This is a genomic window from Franconibacter pulveris, assembly GCF_056780215.1.
On record NZ_CM165555.1, the window covers coordinates 2,393,298 to 2,411,643 of the forward strand.

General features: G+C 61.2%; 19 protein-coding genes. 10 read left to right on the forward strand and 9 right to left on the reverse strand.

Annotated elements, in window-relative coordinates; translation table 11 throughout:
- Positions 1-312: 312 nt before the first annotated feature.
- A complete protein-coding gene (locus ACU4F7_RS11320; protein WP_024557614.1) occupies positions 313-825 on the forward strand; it encodes a ferritin-like domain-containing protein in 513 nt (170 codons plus the stop codon).
- A gap of 66 nt (positions 826-891) precedes the next feature.
- A complete protein-coding gene (locus ACU4F7_RS11325; protein ID WP_024557613.1) occupies positions 892-1,797 on the forward strand; it encodes a manganese catalase family protein in 906 nt (301 codons plus the stop codon).
- A gap of 47 nt (positions 1,798-1,844) precedes the next feature.
- Here the strand turns inward: ACU4F7_RS11325 and ACU4F7_RS11330 are convergent, their stop codons facing one another.
- Positions 1,845-2,828, reverse strand: coding sequence for an isopenicillin N synthase family dioxygenase (locus ACU4F7_RS11330; RefSeq protein WP_029591724.1), 984 nt, complete (start codon positions 2,826-2,828; stop codon positions 1,845-1,847).
- A 544-nt stretch (positions 2,829-3,372) separates the two neighbouring features.
- Here ACU4F7_RS11330 and ACU4F7_RS11335 point away from each other — a divergent pair.
- From ACU4F7_RS11335 to ACU4F7_RS11350, 4 genes are read left to right on the forward strand one after another with little or no spacing between them, the layout of a single operon-like run.
- Complete coding sequence (locus ACU4F7_RS11335) at positions 3,373-4,338, forward strand: ABC transporter substrate-binding protein (protein WP_029591723.1); 966 nt, start codon at positions 3,373-3,375, stop codon at positions 4,336-4,338.
- A 26-nt stretch (positions 4,339-4,364) separates the two neighbouring features.
- Positions 4,365-5,186 carry an ABC transporter ATP-binding protein gene (locus tag ACU4F7_RS11340; protein WP_029591722.1) on the forward strand — a complete coding sequence of 274 codons (822 nt, stop codon included), beginning with the start codon at positions 4,365-4,367 and terminating at the stop codon, positions 5,184-5,186.
- Complete coding sequence (locus ACU4F7_RS11345) at positions 5,179-5,973, forward strand: ABC transporter permease (protein WP_029591721.1); 795 nt, start codon at positions 5,179-5,181, stop codon at positions 5,971-5,973. Before ACU4F7_RS11340 ends, ACU4F7_RS11345 begins: the two co-directional genes overlap by 8 nt.
- A 9-nt stretch (positions 5,974-5,982) precedes the next feature.
- Positions 5,983-7,407 carry an amidohydrolase family protein gene (locus tag ACU4F7_RS11350; RefSeq protein WP_481636920.1) on the forward strand — a complete coding sequence of 475 codons (1,425 nt, stop codon included), beginning with the start codon at positions 5,983-5,985 and terminating at the stop codon, positions 7,405-7,407.
- Positions 7,408-7,425: 18 nt separating this feature from the next.
- Here the strand turns inward: ACU4F7_RS11350 and norR are convergent, their stop codons facing one another.
- The 3 genes from norR to ACU4F7_RS11365 form a co-directional block, all read right to left on the reverse strand.
- Positions 7,426-8,952: a nitric oxide reductase transcriptional regulator NorR gene (norR, locus tag ACU4F7_RS11355; RefSeq protein ID WP_481636921.1), complete on the reverse strand. Its 1,527-nt coding sequence runs from the start codon at positions 8,950-8,952 to the stop codon at positions 7,426-7,428.
- A gap of 114 nt (positions 8,953-9,066) precedes the next feature.
- Positions 9,067-9,297: a tautomerase PptA gene (gene pptA, locus ACU4F7_RS11360; protein WP_024557606.1), complete on the reverse strand. Its 231-nt coding sequence runs from the start codon at positions 9,295-9,297 to the stop codon at positions 9,067-9,069.
- Between the two features lie 55 nt (positions 9,298-9,352).
- Positions 9,353-9,970 (reverse strand): glutathione S-transferase family protein, encoded by a 618-nt coding sequence (locus ACU4F7_RS11365; protein WP_481636922.1) that lies wholly within the window; start codon positions 9,968-9,970, stop codon positions 9,353-9,355.
- A 135-nt stretch (positions 9,971-10,105) separates the two neighbouring features.
- Between ACU4F7_RS11365 and eptA the strand changes: the two genes are divergently transcribed.
- From eptA to pmrB, 3 genes are read left to right on the forward strand one after another with little or no spacing between them, the layout of a single operon-like run.
- The gene (eptA, locus tag ACU4F7_RS11370) at positions 10,106-11,743 is read left to right on the forward strand and encodes a phosphoethanolamine transferase EptA (RefSeq protein WP_481636923.1); all 1,638 of its coding nucleotides are present in this window, start codon (positions 10,106-10,108) and stop codon (positions 11,741-11,743) included.
- Entirely contained in the window at positions 11,743-12,417 is a 675-nt protein-coding gene (gene pmrA / locus ACU4F7_RS11375) for a two-component system response regulator PmrA (RefSeq protein ID WP_029591716.1), read from the forward strand. Before eptA ends, pmrA begins: the two co-directional genes overlap by 1 nt.
- The gene (gene pmrB, locus ACU4F7_RS11380) at positions 12,414-13,496 is read left to right on the forward strand and encodes a two-component system sensor histidine kinase PmrB (protein WP_029591715.1); all 1,083 of its coding nucleotides are present in this window, start codon (positions 12,414-12,416) and stop codon (positions 13,494-13,496) included. Before pmrA ends, pmrB begins: the two co-directional genes overlap by 4 nt.
- Before the next feature lie 7 nt (positions 13,497-13,503).
- Here pmrB and ACU4F7_RS11385 read toward each other — a convergent pair whose 3' ends face one another.
- Positions 13,504-14,055, reverse strand: a complete 552-nt coding sequence (locus tag ACU4F7_RS11385; RefSeq protein ID WP_029591714.1) for a shikimate kinase — start codon at positions 14,053-14,055, stop codon at positions 13,504-13,506.
- 115 nt (positions 14,056-14,170) lie between these two features.
- On the opposite strand from ACU4F7_RS11385, the gene ACU4F7_RS11390 reads away from it, so the two are divergent.
- Positions 14,171-15,067: a dihydrodipicolinate synthase family protein gene (locus ACU4F7_RS11390; RefSeq protein WP_029591713.1), complete on the forward strand. Its 897-nt coding sequence runs from the start codon at positions 14,171-14,173 to the stop codon at positions 15,065-15,067.
- A gap of 157 nt (positions 15,068-15,224) precedes the next feature.
- Here ACU4F7_RS11390 and ACU4F7_RS11395 read toward each other — a convergent pair whose 3' ends face one another.
- From ACU4F7_RS11395 to ACU4F7_RS11410, 4 genes are read right to left on the reverse strand one after another with little or no spacing between them, the layout of a single operon-like run.
- On the reverse strand, positions 15,225-16,070 hold the full coding sequence (locus ACU4F7_RS11395; protein WP_235470168.1) for a transporter substrate-binding domain-containing protein: 846 nt from the start codon (positions 16,068-16,070) through the stop codon (positions 15,225-15,227).
- A gap of 57 nt (positions 16,071-16,127) precedes the next feature.
- On the reverse strand, positions 16,128-16,904 hold the full coding sequence (locus ACU4F7_RS11400; RefSeq protein ID WP_029591711.1) for an amino acid ABC transporter ATP-binding protein: 777 nt from the start codon (positions 16,902-16,904) through the stop codon (positions 16,128-16,130).
- On the reverse strand, positions 16,888-17,820 hold the full coding sequence (locus ACU4F7_RS11405) for an amino acid ABC transporter permease (RefSeq protein WP_029591710.1): 933 nt from the start codon (positions 17,818-17,820) through the stop codon (positions 16,888-16,890). Before ACU4F7_RS11405 ends, ACU4F7_RS11400 begins: the two co-directional genes overlap by 17 nt.
- Before the next feature lie 9 nt (positions 17,821-17,829).
- A complete protein-coding gene (locus ACU4F7_RS11410) occupies positions 17,830-18,339 on the reverse strand; it encodes a GNAT family N-acetyltransferase (protein WP_029591709.1) in 510 nt (169 codons plus the stop codon).
- Between the last annotated feature and the right edge of the window lie 7 nt (positions 18,340-18,346).

Consider the following 18,346-nt stretch of genomic DNA (forward strand, 5'->3'; position numbering starts at 1 on the left):
ATAAACTAGCGGCGTTTTACTGACATTTATTTTCAGTAAGCGAAACGGTGAATAAATAATTAAAAATCGCCCACCCTCGCGATGGCGCAAAATTAATCAAGCCGGTCACAAAAACTATTTATTGCACTGGTCGACGCTTCGCGATTCGCTTAGCTAGGACAAATCTTAAAATCGAATAATCTTATTTTTACCCGGCCTGAGCGGAATTCTCTGCTAAGCTTCTAAAGCTAAAGCAATTTGCAATTATGGCTTTTACATTATCGTAACGTGACTACCGACTCATATAACTATTTATTCCGGAAGAGGTAAATTATGGCGACATCCTACGAAGAGAATTATCACGACTGGCTACGCGACGCTCACGCCATGGAAGAACAGGCGGAAAAGATGCTGCAGGCCCAGGCTTCTCGTCTTGAGCACTATCCGGATCTGAAAGCGCGTATCGAACAGCACATCGAAGAGACCCGCCAGCAGCAACAGCTTCTGGACTCGGTTTTCGATAACCTCAACATCTCTCGTTCCGTGTTGAAAGACACCGTGAGCAAAGTCACCGCCATGGGTCAGGCGATGGGCGGCATGTTCGCCTCGGACGAAGTGGTGAAAGGCGCTATCAGCGGCTACGTTTTCGAACAATTCGAAATCGCCTGCTACACCTCGCTGATTGCGGCAGCCAAAGCGGCTGGCGATGAGCATGGTGCGAAAATTTTCGAGCAGATCCGCGAGCAAGAGATAGCCATGGCGAAATGGTGTATCGACCATCTGCCGGATGTGACTCAGCAATATTTGACGCGCTCCGCCGAGCCGGGCGTAGAAGCTAAAAAATAAAGTGAATCTCAATTAACCTGCCAGCAATGGCAGGTTCTTTTCAGAAATTGTGAGCAGGAGAAATTTATGTTCCGTCATGTTAAGCAACTGCAATATACGGTTCGCGTAGCTGAACCGAATCCGGGTCTTGCGAATTTACTGCTGGAGCAATTTGGCGGCCCGCAGGGCGAATTAGCCGCCGCGTGCCGTTATTTCACCCAGGGTTTGGGTGATGAAGATCCGGCGCGCAAAGAGATGCTGATGGATATTGCCACCGAAGAATTAAGTCACCTGGAAATAATCGGTTCGCTGGTCGGCATGCTGAATAAAGGCGCGAAAGGCGATCTCGCCGAAGGCGTTGAACAAGAAGCGGAACTGTATCGTTCTCTCACCGGTCATGGCAACGACAGCCACACGACCGCCCTGCTCTATGGCGGCGGCCCGGCGCTCACTAACTCCGCGGGCGTACCGTGGACGGCAGCCTACATCGACACCATCGGCGAAATCACCGCTGACCTGCGTTCCAACATCGCCGCCGAAGCGCGGGCGAAAATCATTTACGAACGTCTGATTAACGTGACTGACGATCCGGGTGTGAAAGATGCGCTGGGCTTCCTGATGACCCGCGAAGTGGCGCACCAGATCTCCTTTGAAAAAGCGCTTTACTCCATTCGTAATAACTTCCCGCCGGGCAAACTGCCGCCGGTGGAACAGTACGCGAACGTTTACTACAACATGTCGAAAGGCGACGACCTGCGCGGCAGCTGGAACAGCGACGAAAACTTCGAGTACGTGGCTGACCCGCAACCGGCAGTGGACGGCGGCGACGGTCTGGCGGATATTCAGTTGCCGTCCGACCAGCAGGCTACCGTGCTGGCGATGGCGCAGCGCACCCAGTCTAACCCGGATATCGACCCGGTGACCGGCGCCGAAATGGGCGCGTCAGTGCCGCCGGTTGAACGCCCGTCTAAGGGCAAACCGGGCAAGAAATAAGCCCGGCCTGAGAAAAAAAGCCCTGCCTTCCGGCAGGGCTTTTTGCATTAATATTTACCGGAAAAGTTAGCGCTGATGCGCTGGTGCAGGTAGTCCTTCGCAGTGATGGGCGGGTGCTTCCTGGCCGGTCCCTCAATCACCACATCCTCATTGGCCTGACAGAAAAAAGCGAGGCTGTAGCGATCTCCCACGCATTCCCCTGGCAGCGGGCTGCGCACGCGGTGAAAGTTAGAAGGGAGCTGGTCGTCGCTCCAGCGCATTAACATATCGCCAATATTACAGGTGATGAGTTCGTCATGCGGCTCAATGCTCGTCCACTCCTGCTCCTCCATCTCTTTACCCGGGCAAACCTGCAACCCGCCCTGACCTTCGCGCTGGAAAAGCAGCGTCAGACAGTCAAAATCGGTATGCGCTCCTGCGCGCCACGGCCCCTGCGCTTCGCCTTTAAGCGCAAAGTAGTGCAGCATGCGAAGCGTGCTCTGATAAGCCGGTTGCGCCGGGTCGTGCGCGTTGGTGAAAAAGTCATCGGCAAAGCCGAGCTTCCAGGCGAAGCAGGAGAGGATCTGCATGCCCACCCGCCAGCACTGCTGCTCAAAGCCCAGCATCGCATCGCGAAAGCCGGGCAGCTCCGCCTCCTGCGGCCACAGCCCCGCCATCCGCGGCCGGGTTATCTGATAAGACTCTTTTTCATCCGGCGTGCCGGTAGAGGGACGGATTTGCGCGCGCTTCTCCCACCCCGCGTTGCGGTTAAGCGGGTACTGCGCTTTAACGGTATCCGGCAGCGCGAAAAACTGTTCTGCACGCCTGAAGGCATCCGTAATCACCGGTGGCGCGATGCCGTGGCCGGAAACCTGAAAGAAGCCAATCTCTACCGCCGCGTCCCAGAGCGCCCCGGCAATCTCCTCTTTACGGTTGGCGAAGTCGGAAATATCAATGATGCGCACCTCCCGGCTGGTCTCTGTGCCGGTCGCGCCCATGCGGGATTCTTTCGTGAGTTCGTGCAGGGAAAATGCCGTGTTTGCGATGGTCATGGTTCACCCTTTTGCTTGCTGATAAACGGGTGGCCCGACAACAGCGGCGGGCCACGTCACTGGCGCAGGCGCGCAGGGCGCCTGTCCTATGAGCAATGACCCGCCATCGGTAAAGAATGGCTGAACGCTTCTACTCGCTTTCTCTTAAGCAATCGCCGTACCAGAATCATAAACCGCGCAGAATACAGCGGAGGCGGCGAAGACCGAGTGGCGGCGCCACGCCCGGACGTGCCGCTTTCGGGCAAAAATTTTACATATGCTTCACAATTGTGCATCACGCCGCGCCATTTTATTGTCTCATGATGCCTGCGTCCGCGCGGCAGACCGCGCTGTCAGGCCAGCAACGCACAGAGAAGCGGGCTGGCACAGCCTTTGCAAAACCCACGGCAGAGTATAAGCGGTTAGCGCGCTGGCTTCGGCCTCGCGTGGGACATTGCTCTACAGCGCAACGCTGTTCCTCGTCAGGGGACGACGCCGTACACCGCGTCGGGAGAACCGCTCACCCCCTGATGGCAGACCAAACTGACGCTTAACCGGGGGTTTTATGGCATCTCGCACCGCTTTTACCGCGCTTTTCTCCTCCCTGCTGCTCTGCGGCGCCGCGCATGGCGCCGATAAACTCATTCTGCAAACCACCTGGGTGGCGCAGGCCGAACAGGGCGGCTACTACCAGGCCGTGGCAGAAGGCATCTATAAAAAATATGGCCTCGATGTGGAAGTCCGCTCCGGCGGCCCGCAGCTTAACAACATGACGCTGCTGCTGGCGAAGCGGGCGGATGTGATAGTGAGTTACGACCTGCAGGTGCTGAAAGGCATTGAGCAGAACTTTCCGCTGAAAGCCATCGCCGCGCCGTTCCAGTTCGACCCGCAGGGGATATTGACTCACGGCAACGTCGCCGATCTCGCCGGGCTGAAAGGCAAAACGGTGCTGGTCTCCGCCAGCGGCCAGGCGTCATGGTGGCCCTGGCTGAAGGCGAAATACCAGCTCAGCGACAGCCAGGTGCGCCCTTATACCTTCAACATGCAGCCTTTCCTCGCCGACAACAACACGGCGCAGCAGGCTTACGCTACCTCTGAAGTGCAGCAGGCGAAACAGGCGCAGCCCGACAGCCGTTTCTTCCTCTTTGCCGAGCACGGCTACCCCGCCTACGGCGGCATTCTGGTGACGCGAAACGATCTGCTGGCGGAAAAACCGGACGTGCTGAAACGGTTTGTCGACGCTTCCATGGAGGGCTGGCAACGCTATCTGGCCGACCCAACGGCGGGCAACAAACTCATCAAACAGGAGAACCCGCAGATGAGCGACGCGGTGCTCGCCTTCGGCGTGGCGCAGCTTAAAGCGCTGCACCTGATTGACGGCGGCGACGCGGCGCAAAAAGGGCTCGGCGTGATGACCGACCCGCGCTGGAAAGCGACGCGTGATTTTATGGTCAGCGCGGGGCTGCTTAACCCCGCCACGGACTATAAAGCCGCCTTCACCACGCAGTTCTACCCTAAAGCGGCCATGTAAGAGCCGCCGTTATCCTGGAGCGCATTATGAGTACTGTACTGTCGTTTGACGCCGTTCCCCCGGCGCAGGAAAGCCAGCAGCCGCGTTTTTTAATGGCGCGCGGCGTGGAGAAAGTCTACCCCAACGGCACGCTGGCCCTGCAGCGGCTGAACCTGGATATCGCCCGCGGCGAGATAGTCTCGCTGCTCGGCCCCTCCGGCTGCGGCAAAAGCACCCTGCTGAAAATGTTCGCCACGCTGGAGCGCCCGACGGCGGGCCAGGTGCGCTGGAATGGCAAGGCGGAGATGGCGGCGGAATGCCGCATGGCGATGGTCTTTCAGGAGGCGACGCTGATGCCCTGGGCCACCGTGGAGGAAAATGTCCGCCTGCCGCTCACCCTGCGCGGCGTGAGTAAAAAAGCGAGCGCGCCGCAGGTGATGCAGGCGCTGCTGGCGGTAGGGCTGGAGAATTTTCTTCACGCCATGCCGCGCGAGCTCTCCGGCGGCATGCAGATGCGCGTGTCGCTGGCCCGGGCGCTGGTGACCGAGCCCGACCTGCTGCTGATGGATGAACCCTTCGGCGCGCTGGATGAGTTCACCCGCCACAAGCTCGACAGCGATATCCGCAGGCTGTGGGCGAAGCGCGGGCTGACGGTGGTGTTTGTCACCCACAGCATCTATGAGGCGGTTTATCTCTCCTCCCGGGTCATTGTGATGGGCGCGCGTCCGGGGCGCGTGGTGGCGGATGTCGCCATCGACGGCCCGCAGGCGCGGGATAACGGCTTTCGCACCTCGGATGCCTTTATCCGCCAGTGCGCCGCCCTTTCAACCCTGCTCGAAAAAGCGAGCGCAGGAGGCGACCATGCGTAAACCGCTGATGAGCTACCCGCAGGCGCAGCGCGCGGTGTGGCCGCTGCTGTCCGCGCTTGCTCTGCTGCTGCTCTGGGAGCTGCTGTTCCGCCAGTTCGCGGTGCCGGTTTATCTGGCGCCGAAGCCGAGCGATATTTTTGCCACGCTTATCAGCCAGCGCGACGCGCTGTTTGGCAGCCTGCTCACCACGCTGAAGGTCACCGTGCTCGCGTTTTTAATGGCGATAGCCATTGGCACGCTAATCGCGTTTCTCTTTGTGCAAAGCCGGTTGATTGAGTCCTGCCTGATGCCGTGGGCCATTCTGTTTCAGGTTACGCCGGTGGTAGCCATCGCTCCGCTGGTGATCATCTGGATCCACAACACCACGCTTGCGCTGGTGGTGTGCGCGATGCTGGTGGCGGTGTTTCCGGTGCTGACTAACACCACCCTCGGCCTGCGCAGCGTAAACCCGGGGCTGCTGAACCTCTTTCATATTAACCAGGCTTCCGGCTGGCAGATCCTGCTGCGCCTGCGGCTGCCCAACGCCCTGCCGTACTTTTTCAGCGGGCTGCGCATCTCCAGTGGCCTGGCGCTGATTGGCGCGGTGGTGGCGGAGTTTGTCGCCGGGACCGGCGGCAGCGGCGCGGGCCTCGCATGGCAAATTTTGCAGGCGGGCTTTCAGCTCAACCTGCCGCTGATGTTCGCCGCCCTGTTCCTCATTACCTGCAGCGGGCTGGCGCTCTTTTGCCTGATGTCGCTGCTAAGCCACCTTTTTTTACGCCGCTGGCACGACAGCGCGCTGGCATAAGGAGATCCCATGAGCGCCATTCTGATAAAAAACTGCACGGCGATGCTGACCGGCGAGCGCCATGCCCCCCGCAGCCCGGCGCGGGATATTCGCATCCGCGACGGCGTGATTCGCGAAATGGGCGAACTGACGCCGCAGGCTGACGAGCGGGTCATCGACGCCCGCGACTGCGTAGCCTACCCGGCATGGGTGAATACCCATCATCATCTGTTCCAGTCGCTGCTGAAAGGCGAGCCGCAGGGGCTCAACCAGAGCCTTTCCGCGTGGCTTGCCGCCACGCCCTACCGCTTTCGCGGCGTGTTTGACGAGCAGACGTTTCGCATCGCCGCGCGCATTGGGCTGGTGGAGCTGCTGCGCTCCGGCTGCGGCACGGTGGCGGATCACCACTACCTTTACTGGCCGGACATGCCGTTCGACGGCGCGGCCGTTCTCTTTGAAGAGGCCGACGCGCTTGGCATGCGCTTTGTGCTGTGCCGGGGCGGCGCCACGCAGACGCGGGGGCTGGAGAGCGATTTGCCAACCGCCCTGCGCCCGGAAAAATTCGACGCCTGGATGGCGGACGTCGAGCGGCTGACGGCGAAATACCATCAGCCGGGAGCGCACGCCTTTCGCCAGGTGGTGATGGCGCCGACCACCACCCTGCACTCCACCACGCCGCAGGAGCTGCGCGAAAGCGCCCGGCTTGCGCGAAGCCTCGGCATTCGGCTGCACAGCCACCTGAGCGAAACGGTGGATTACCTGGACGCCGCCCGGGCGAAATTCGGCATGACTCCGCTGCAGTTCTGCGCTGAGCAGGAGTGGACCGGCGAGGATGTCTGGTTCGCGCATCTGGTGAAGCTATTGCCAGAAGAGATCCGCCTGCTTGGCGAGACGGGCAGCGGCATCGCCCACTGCCCGCAGAGCAACGGGCGGCTTGGCAGCGGCATCGCCGATCTCGTGGCGCTGGAGGCGGCGGGCGTGAAAGTGTCGATTGGCGTGGATGGCGCCGCCTCCAACGAGGCGGCGGATATGCAGAGCGAAACTCACGCCGCCTGGCTTTTGCAGCGGGCGCGCAAAGGAATGCTGGCCAAGCCGCGTTATGAGGGCGGCCAATTTGAAGGCGGTGGCGATGCGGCGACCATCGAGGATGTGGTGCGCTGGGGCACCGCAGGCGGCGCGCAGGTGCTCGGCTTAACCGGCACGGGCACCCTCGCCCCCGGCCAGGCGGCGGATATCGCGCTCTACCGGCTCGACGACCCGCGCTACTTCGGCTTGCACGACATCGCTATCGGCCCGGTGGCCTGCGGCGGCCGGGCGTATTTAAAAGCGTTACTGGTCGGCGGTCGCGTGGCGGTGGAAGAGGACCGCGTTCCGGGTCTCGACCTCGCGGCGCTGGGCCGTCAGGCGCAGGAAGCGGTATTGACGCTGCAACGCCGCGCCGGAGTGCGCGGTTAAGGCAGGGCCGCGCCCGGGCTATTTGAGGCCGAGCCGTTTCGCCAGCCGGTGCAGGTTCGCCACATCCACCGCCAGCGCCCGGGCGCTGGCGGCCCAGTTGTGGTGATGGCGCAGCAGCGTTTCGCCAATCAGCTTGCGCTGGAAGTCCTCGGTGGCGGCGCGCAGGTTTGCCGCGTCCACCGGCGCATCGGGCTGCCGGGCGACCGGCGGCGCGTCAGCGTCAGGGGCGGACGCAAGAGCGAAATGGCGCGCCTCCAGCACCACATCCGGCTCCGTCTGGGTCGCGCGGGCGAGGATCACGGCGCGGTGAATCGCATGCTCCAGCTCGCGCACGTTGCCCGGCCAGCGGTACGCGCGCAGCGGCGCCAGCGCCCCGGGGCTTAACACCACGCGGGATAGCCCCAGGCGCGCGCGGCATTGTTCGCAGAAAAAGCCCGCCAGCAGTACGCGGTCTTCGCCCCGCTCGCGCAGCGGCGGCACCATCAGCGGAAAAACGCTCAGACGATGGTATAAGTCGGCGCGAAAACGCCCCGCCAGCACCTCGGCTTTGAGATCGCGATTAGTGGCGGCGAGCACCCGCACATTCACCCGCAGGCTGCGGTCGTCGCCCACGCGCTGAATATCGCCATACTGCAACACGCGCAGCAGTTTTGCCTGTAACGGCAGCGAAAGCTCGCCAATCTCATCCAGAAACAGCGTGCCGTTGTCCGCCATTTCAAATTTGCCGCTGCGGTTGCTGATAGCGCCGGTAAAGGCTCCCTTCACATGGCCGAACAGCTCGCTTTCCGCCACTGACTCCGGCAGCGCGGCGCAGTTGAGGTAGACCAGCGGATTCGCGGCGCGCGGCGAGCCTTCATGAATGGCGCGGGCCACCAGCTCTTTGCCGGTGCCGGTTTCGCCGCTTATCAGCACGTTTAAATCGGAGGGCGCAACAATGGCTATCGCCTGCTTAAGCTCCCGCATCGGCGGCGATTCGCCAATCATTTCGCCCGCCGGGCCGTCGGCGGCGGCCGACCGCTGCGGGGCGATAAGCGGGTTCTGGCGTTCAAGCTGCTCAATCAGCAGCGCGTTGTTCAGCGCGCCCGCCGCCAGCACCGCCAGTAGCCGCAGCTCTTCATCGCTGAAATTATCGAACTGGTCAGGGTCCATGCCGTCAAGCGTCAGCGCGCCGATGAGCGTCTGCCCGGCGAACAGCGGCAGACCGACGCAGGCATGCACTTTTAGCTGCTCGTGGCCCGGGATCAGGCCGTCATAGGGGTCCGGAAGCTGGCTGTCCGCCGGAAAACGCACGATGTCGCCCGCGCGGGCTATCGCTTCGAGACGCGGATGTTCATTAATGGCGAAGCGCCGTCCGGGCACATCCGGGGAAAGGCCGTCCGTCGCCAGCGGGCGAAACGCCCCTTGTTCGTAGCGCAGCAGCGCCGAGGCGTCGCAGCGCAGCACCTGGCGAAGCGTGGTGATAAGCCGCTGAAAGCGATCCTGATGGCTGATGCCGCTTTGCAGCGCGATGGCAATGGAGGCGAGAAGATTGACCGACAGGCTCATTAAGGCGCTCCTTTGTGGCCAGGCAGACCACAAAGGATGCCACAGCGGCAGGCGGGTGAATAGTCAAAAGGACAGCGATAACCCTGCTGAATGACTTAAACCCCCTCTTTCGCATTACATGCTGTAGCCCGGTTTTTTCGCGAGCTTATCGAGGTTCGGCGCAATCTCTTTGTCCCAAACCTGCGCTTTCCAGTCGTCCGGCTGCACCTCTTCCAGCGCCACCGAAACCGAGCTTTCTTTGCTTTGCAGATGCTTAACGATAACGTCGCTCAGTTCGGCGGCGAGCGCCTGTTGCGCTTCTTCCGATAACCCGCGCGGGAAAAATTTAACGTCGACATGCGGCATGGTCTGCTCCTTAACTGACAAAATGGGCTTACAGCCTGCGTTATCCCGCCTTGCTTTACAAGAGCTTATTGGCTTTCAGCACCGCCGTCAGCTCCACGCGCCCACACACGGCATCCGCCATGGCGTTAAGCTTCGGCGCGTTTGCGGCAAACCACTCGCGGCCCGGGCCCCAGCAGCGCAGCACCGGCCAGTACGCGTCAAGCAGGGTTATCTCTTCGCCGAAAGCATAAGGCCCCTCGCCCATCTCCTGCTCAAGCCACTGGTAGAGCGTCTTGCGCTGGCGTTGCGCGCTTGCCTTGAGCACTTCGGGCTGCGACTCAACCCAGCGCTCCGGGTAGTCGGCCAGGGTAAAGGTGGGATAGACGTTCGCCACCAGCCAGACCAGCAGCCGCCAGAACCTGTCGCGCGCAGGCGTACCAGGGCGCGGGGCGAACTGCGGGTGTTTGTCGAGCAGCATCAGCGCGATGGCGGCGCTTTCGGTCATCACGCCACCCTCTTCCAGCAGCAGCGTCGGCACCTGGCAGAGCGGGTTCAGCGCAATCAGCTGCTCCTGTTGCGGGCCGGGCTTATCAAAGCCCTCGACGTTGATAAAATCATAAGGTTCACGGGTCATCGCCAGCATGATTTCGCTGATAGCCGACCCCCAGCCGGGCACACCGTAGAGCGTAAGCATCGTCACCTCCTGGGTTTGAGATAAGTGTAGAAGCTGCCCGCGGGGAGGGGCAATGCCCGTCTCCCCGATACGCTTAAGGTTTTCCTAATTTTGCTCTGTCACCCTGTGCGCCTAATTGGTTATCAGGCCCGCTTTATGTCTCTGCTGAATGAAAAAAGGCCGACGCTCGGTCGGCTCGCGTTTCTGGCGATTTTTTCGCTCTACATTTCGCTCTTTCTGAACCTCGCTTATTACCGCCAGGTGCTAAAAGCCATGCCCGTGACCTCGCTTCACGAGGCACTGGTTTTCCTCTCCATGCCGGTGGTGGCCTTCAGCGTCATTTTTATCGTGGCGACGCTCGCCTCGTTCTTCTGGCTTGCCCGGCTGGTTATCGCGGTGTTTATTCTTGTTTCAGCGGCGGTGCAGTATTTCATGCTGAACTACGGCATCATCATGGATCGCAATATGATTGCGAATATCCTCGATACCACCGCATCGGAAAGCTTCGCCCTGCTCACGCCGCAACTGGTTGTTACGCTGCTGCTAAGCGGCGTGGCGGCGGTCGCAGCGATGTTCTGGATCCGCATCCGTCCCGCCGCCTCGCGCTGGAAAGGGGTGTTGTGGCGCCTCGTCAGCGTGCTGGGCTGCTGCGCGGCGATAGTCGTCGTGGCGCTGCTGTTTTATAAAGATTACGCCTCGCTGTTTCGTAATAACCGCGAGCTGGTAAAAACCCTCAGTCCTTCCAGCAGCATCGCGGCGAGCTGGTCTTACTATTCGCATCATCGCCAGGCGAACCTGCCGCTGGTGCGCATCGGCGAAGACGCGAAGCTGCTTGCCAACCGGCAGACCGGCAAGCCGAGCCTCACGATTTTGATCGTCGGCGAGACTTCGCGCGCGGACAATTTTTCGCTTGAGGGCTACGGGCGGCAGACCAACCCGAAACTTGCGAAGGACGATGTTTTCTGGTTCCCGCATACCACCTCCTGCGGCACCGCGACGGCGGTCTCCGTGCCCTGCATGTTCTCCAATATGCCGCGCTCGCACTACGACGAAGCGCTGGCGAGCCACCAGGAGGGGCTGCTGGATATCCTGCAGCGGGCGGGCCTGCAGGTGCTGTGGAATGAAAACGACGGCGGCTGCAAAGGCGCCTGCGACCGGGTGCCGCATCAGGACATGACGGCGCTGAACCTGCCGGGCATGTGCCAGGAAGGCGAATGCTACGACGAAGTGCTGTTCCACGGGCTTGATGACTATATCCGCAACCTTAAAGGCAACGGGATCATCGTGCTGCACACTATCGGCAGCCACGGCCCGACCTATTACCATCGTTATCCGCCGCGCTTTAAGGTCTTCACCCCGACCTGCGATACCAATGAGATCCAGACCTGTAGCCAGGAACAGCTGGTCAACACCTATGACAACACGCTGTTATATGTGGACTATATTGTCGATAAGGCGATTGGCGTACTGAAGGCGCACCAGGATAACTTCACCACCAGCCTGGTTTACCTCTCCGATCATGGCGAATCGCTGGGAGAAAACGGCGAATATCTGCACGGACTGCCTTACGCCATTGCCCCGGAGCAACAAAAACATGTGCCGATGCTGTTATGGTTATCGCCAGATTATCAGCAGCGGTTCGGTGTGGAGGCGAGCTGTCTGAGCCATCTCGCAGCATCGAACGCCTTTTCGCAGGATAATCTCTTTTCCACCGTGCTCGGCATGACCGGCACACAGACCCGTGAATACAAGCCGGGCGATGATATTCTGGCAGCGTGTCGGAGCAAAACGTAATGAAGATACTGGTTGTGGAAGATGACGCCCTGCTGCTTGAAGGGCTGATGCTGGCGCTGGCAGGCGAAGGCTACGTGTGTGACGGCGTCACGTCGGTGAAAGCGGCGCAGGCGCATCTGGCCTGCGGCCTTTACAGCCTGATTGTGCTGGACCTTGGCCTGCCGGATGAAGACGGGCTGCAATTGCTCACACGGCTGCGCCGCGAGAAAAGCATGCAGCCTGTGCTCATCCTTACCGCCCGCGATACGGTAAGCGAGCGTATCGCCGGGCTTGATGCGGGCGCGGACGACTATCTGGTTAAACCTTTCGCGCTGGATGAGCTGCTGGCGCGCATTCGCGCCATTATCCGCCGTCATGTTAACCACGGAGACAGCCTGCTGGAGGTGGGCGAGCTGGCGCTGGATATGACACATCGCCAGATCCGCCTGGCGGGCGAGCCGCTGGAGCTGACGCCAAAAGAGTACGCTATTCTCTCGCGGCTGATGCTCAAGGCGGGCCACCCGGTGCACCGGGAAATCCTTTATCAGGATATCTATAACTGGGAGTCGGAGCCCTCCACCAACACGCTGGAAGTGCATATTCATAACCTGCGCGACAAAATCGGCAAGTCCGCCATTCGCACCGTTCGCGGGTTTGGCTATACCCTGGTTAAAGCGGACGGCGCCCCGGAATGACGCTGCGTGAACGCCTTCGCCGCAACAGCAACAGCCTGAGCTTCCGCCTGCTGTTAGCCCTCGGCCTTATCCTCTTCGTCTGTCAGGCCATCAGCGTGCTGTGGCTGTGGCATGAAAGCAAAGAACAGATCCACCTGCTGGTGGACGCCGCCGTACGCGGCGACAACAACCACCGGCATATCGAGCGCGAGATCCGCGAAGCGATAGCGAGCCTCGCGGTGCCGAGTTTAGTGATTATCGGGCTGGCGCTGGTGCTCTGCCTGCAGGCCGTCAAGTGGATAACCCGCCCGCTGCGCAAGCTGCAGGACCATCTTGAAAACCGCACCGAAGATAACCTTGAGCCGATTCAGTATCTCAGCTCGGTGCAGGAGATAGACGCCGTCACGCTCGCCATCAACCAGCTGCTTTCCCGTCTGACCACAAGCCTTGAGCGCGAGCGGCTGTTTACCGCCGATGTGGCCCATGAGCTGCGCACGCCGCTGGCCGGGCTGCGCCTGCATCTCGAACTTCTGGAGCGCAACAACCATGTGCAGGTGCAGCCGCTGATTGCGCGGCTCGACCAGATGACCCGCAGCGTAGTGCAACTGCTGCAACTGGCCCGCGCCGGGCAGTCGTTCACCTCCGGCAACTATCAGGATGTCTCGCTGACGGAAGATGTGGTGCTGGCGACGGAAAGCGAACTGCGCACCATGCTCGCGCAGCGCGATCAGACGCTTCGTCTGCGGCTCTCGCCGCAGGCGCGCGTGCGCGGCGACACGACGCTTTTGCAGGTGCTGCTGCGAAACCTGGTGGAAAACGCGCATCGTTACAGTCCGCAAGGCAGCGTGATTACCGTAAGCGTGGCGGCGACGCCCGTGGCGGCACTCATCGTGGAAGATGAAGGCGACGGCGTGGATGAAAGCAAGGTCGGCGAGCTAAGCAAAGCCTTTGTGCGCATGGACCGCCGTTACGGCGGCATCGGGCTGGGGCTGAATATCGTCAGCCGCATCGTTCAGCTACACAAGGGCGAATTCCTGCTTGAAAACCGCGCGCCCGAATGCGGCAGCCGCGCCACGGCGCGCTTCCCGGGAAACAGCTAAACCCGGGTTAAGAGGCGGCGCGCTGTTCCCTCAGGCTTTGTAAAAACGCCTCGCTTTCAGCGGGCGAGCGCAGATGCACAAACCGGATATGCGACCAGGCCGGGTTCTGCATATCCGCAAGGTAGCGAACCCGGTTGCTGCGCCAGGTTTTCAGCGTCCAGAGCAGAATGGAGTCGCGGCTGAAAAAGCTCTGGCGAAAGCTCTCCCGGTTGCCGGTGCCGGGCCAGAGTTCGGTTTTACGCCAGGCGCGGGTCGCTGCGCGGCGCACTGCCTGCCAGAATGTGCGGGTAAAACCATAATCAAGCCAGACTACGCACTCCACCTCCCGCCATTTCACCGGCCTGGTTCGGTTATAGTTGCCGTCCAGCACCCAACCCTTAGGCTGCGCCGCCAGTTGCTGACGGATTTTTTCCATAAACACCTCATCCGGCGTCCCTTGCCAGTTGGCGCGCCAGTACAGGGCATCAAGCTGGATATAGGGCAGATTAAGCTGCTGCGCCAGGCGGCGGGCGAAGGTGCTTTTGCCGCTGCCGCTGGTGCCGACCACATTAATTTTCATCTGCTCCTACCTCTTTTTGCTGTTTTTAAACGCTCCGCGAGCCGCTATGTTATTGAGGTTGTCAGAAAAATACAGTTTTTGATGAACCCACTACCTTTTTTGACAGGGAGCCGGCATGTTTTCAGGTCTTAGCGCTTTTCCTTTAACGCCGATGCGGGGCGACGCCCCCGATTCACACAGGTTTATCCGGCTGGTTGAACGGCTTGCTGACGCCGGGGTGCAGAGTATCGGCGCGCTCGGCTCAACGGGCAATTACGCTTATCTGACGCTGGAGGAGCGGCTGCGGATGACCCAAATCGCGGTTGACCATGCCGCTGGCGTACCGGTGATGGTGAGCGTGGGCGCTGTTCGCACCCGCGACGTGCTGGCGCTTGCCGAAGGCGCGCAGCGCGCCGGGGTTCGCGCCCTGCTGCTCGCCCCCGTGTCTTATCAGCCGCTGACGGAGGATGAAGTTTTCGGGCTTTATCAGACGGTGGCGCATCATTGCGACGTGCCGCTATGTATTTATGATAACGCCGCGACCACTCATTTCACCTTCACCGACGCGCTGTACCAGCGGCTGGCGCAGCTGCCTGCGGTTTGCTCCATTAAGCTTCCCGGTTCGCCGCTTGCCGCGCCGGAGGGTCGCGAGCGCGTGGAGAAGCTTCGCGCCCTGCTGCCTTCACGTATAAAACTCGGCGTCAGCGGCGATATGTTCGCGCAGGCGGGCTTACGCGCCGGTTGCGATGTCTGGTATTCGGTGGTGGGCGGGCTTTATCCCCGTTTAGCGCTGCGTCTTCTTCGCGGCGCGCGAGAAGACGGGCAGCAGGACGCCGACTTTTTATCAGACCTCGAGCCGCTGTGGACACTCTTCAGACGTCACGGCAGCCTGCGCGTGGTGGCGGCGCTGGCAATATTCTCTGGCCTGCTCGACGAACCGCCGCTGCCTGCGCCGCTAAAAATGCTGCCCGCGCAAGAACAACCACAGATCCGCGCGTTGCTGCCCGTACTGGAAGCCTGGGAAGCCGCGTAAGCGTCCCAGCACACCCCGGCGGGGCGCGCGTGGCTCGCCCTGCATTTTCATCCGCCGGTTCCCCGCACCCCGGCCTTTCCCAAAGCGGCGAGGAAGAAAACCCGCGAGCGCGGTAAGCCCAGAGCACTCCCCCTGAAAAACGCCGCACCGCGCGCCCCTAATACGCAATTCCCGGCGGGTTGACCACCGACGCCTCTACCCCTTCCTCCTGCTCGCCCCAGCGGGCCAGCACCTGCTGATAAGCGCCGCTGTTAATGGCGCCGTTTATACCCTCCTGCAACGCATAAACTAACCCGTTGCCCTTTTTGGTGGTGGTGGCGACATATGCCTTCAGCGGCCCTTTGCCCACCAGCCGCGTTTTCCCGGTGAGCGCGGCTTTGTACGCCCCCACCGAATGCGGGCCGAATATCGCGTCCGCGCGCCCCGATTGCAGGTAGAGGTTGCCGGAAGCATCGTCGGTCAGGTAAATCGGCTGCACCGGCTTAAGCCCGTTCGCCTGGTTTTCTTTATCCCACTTCAGCAGAATTTTCTCCTGATTGGTCCCCGACCCTACAATGACCCTTTTGCCCGCCACGTCCGGTGGCGTGTTGATTGACTGGATCTCGCTGGTCGATTTCACCGAAAAGCCGAGCGTATCCACCCGGTAGGTGGCGAAATCAAACTTCATTTTCCGCTGTTCGGTCACCGCGATGTTCACCAGCGCCACGTCATATTTGCCGGCGCTAATGCCGAGCGGCCAGTCCTCCCAGGCGGTCGGCACCAGTTTCACCTTCAGACCGAGGCTGTCGGCCAGCAGCTGCGCGATATCCGGGTCGCTGCCGATGCGCGTGCGATTATCGCTCGCCAGCAGCGCCAGCGGCGGCGAATTGAGCGCGGAGATAGCCACCGTCAGCGTACCCGGTTCAACAAAGCGGTAGCCCGGCGGGATCTTCGCGATGGCCGCCGGGTTGGCGGGCGTGTGGATCGGCGTTTCATTCGCTTTCAGGTCGATGCCCGCCGCCATGGCGAAGGGGCCTGCGCTGAACAGCAGCAGCGTCAGCAGTGCTTTCATCCTTGCTCCTTAAAGTACCCGGGAAAGAAAATTGCGCGTGCGCGGGTGCTGCGGACGGTTTAACACCGCCTCGCTGCTGCCCTGCTCTACAATTCTGCCATCCACCATAAACACCACGTTGTCCGCCACTTCGCGGGCAAAGCCGATTTCATGCGTCACGACCACGAGCGTGGTGCCGGAGCGCGCCAGCTTTTTGATAACGTCCAGCACTTCGCCCACCAGCTCCGGATCCAGCGCCGAGGTGGGCTCGTCGAACAGGATGACTTTTGGCTCCAGCGCCAGCGCGCGGGCGATAGCGATACGCTGCTGCTGGCCGCCGGAAAGATGGCGCGACCAGGCGTCCGCCTTATGGCGAAGCCCTACCACCTCCAGCAGCGCATACGCCCGGGCGACGGCCTGCTCGCGCGGCACGCCGTGCGCGATGGGCGCTTCAATCAGGTTTTCCAGCACCGTCAGGTGGGGAAACAGGTTGAAGTTTTGAAAGACATAGCCCACGTTCACGCGCTGGCGCAGGATCTCGCGCTCCTTCAGCTCATAGAGCTTGTCGCCTTCCCGGCGGTAGCCAATGTAATCGCCGTCTATCTGGATAAACCCTTCGTCTACCCGTTCGAGGTGATTGATGGTGCGCAGCAGCGTCGACTTGCCGGAGCCGGATGGCCCGATAATTACCGTAACCGAGCCGGGCTTAAGTTCCAGCGAGACATTATCCAGCGCTTTATGTTTGCCGAAATATTTACTGACGCGGGTGATGGCGATATGCCCCGCGGCGCTAGGGGAGTTGAGCATTGACAGTCTCCTGGGTTTTTGGCGCGGCGAAAGCCCATTTACGCGCCGGGCGGTCCACCGCCGAGCGGCGCTGGCTGCGCGCAAGCCAGCGTTCCACGCCATATTGCAGCAGGGAAAGCAGGCTGGTCAGGACCAGATACCAGGCGGCGCCCACCATCAGCAGCGGGATAACCTCCTGGGTGCGGTTGTAGATCATCTGAATGGTGTAGAAGAGCTCCGGCATCGCCAGCACGTAAACCATCGCTGTGCCTTTAGCGAGACTGATGACTTCGTTAAAGCCCGCCGGAAGGATGGTGCGCAGCGCCTGCGGCAGGATAATGCGCAGCGTGCGCCGCCACGCGGGCAGCCCCAGCGCGGCCGCCGCTTCGTACTGGCCGTGGTCGACGCCCAAAAAGCCGCCGCGAATAATCTCCGCCGTGTAAGCGCTCTGCACCAGCGTCAGCCCCACCACCGCGGTGGCGAACTGGCCCAGCACGTTAATGGTCGGGTAGCTGGCGAAGGTCATGTCGGTAAAGGGGATGCCCACCGACAGCGTGTCGTAGAGGTAGGAGAAGTTATAAAGAATAATCAGCACCACGATGAGCGGCAGCGAGCGGAACAGCCAGATGTAGCCCCAGGCAAGGCTGCTCAACAGCCACGAGTCGGAGAGCCTCGCCATCGCCAGCACGCCGCCGAACAGAATGCTCAATAAGGTGGCCAGCACGGTTAGCTGGAGCGTCTGGAATACGCCTTCGAGAATAACCGGGTCGAAGAACCAGCGGGCGAAGACGCCCCACTCCCAGCGCGGGTTGAAGGCGACCGACTGCGCCACCACGGCGAGTAAGAAAAGCGCGACCGCCGCCCCGACGATGCGCCAGGGATAGCGCGCCGGCACGACGTTAACAGTAGCGGCAGGGGTTTCTGCGGGAAGAGTCATGTTGCCTCCTCAGGCCGTTTTCGCATGGTTTTCGACAAGGGATTTGGTAAAGCGCAGCCGCCCGTCATAAGGCGGCAGGCTGTACTCCTCCGGATCGCGGGTCAGGTCGAAATGCGGCTGATACCCGTGGCTTAAATAGAGGCGCACCGCCTCCGGCTGGCGAAAGCCGGTGGTGAGATAGACCTGGCTGTAGCCCGCCAGCCGCGCGCGGCGCTCCAGCTCGCTGACCACTTTCCAGGCCAGGCCCTGGCGCCTGAGGTCGCTGCGCGTCCAGATGCGCTTAAGCTCCGCGGTGTTTTCGTCAAACGGTTTATAGGCGCCGGTGGCGATAATCTCGCCGTCGCGCTCCAGCACGATAAACAGCCCCTGCGGCGGCAGATACCACTCCGTCAGCTCCACTTCGGCGTCTTTAGAGAAGTAGTCGCCATAGCGGGCGGCGTACTCGCCAAACAGCCCGGTGATAATCGGCTCCAGCTCCGGCGCCTGCGGTGAGACGTCGCGAAAGAATTCAGTGCTCATCTCGCCT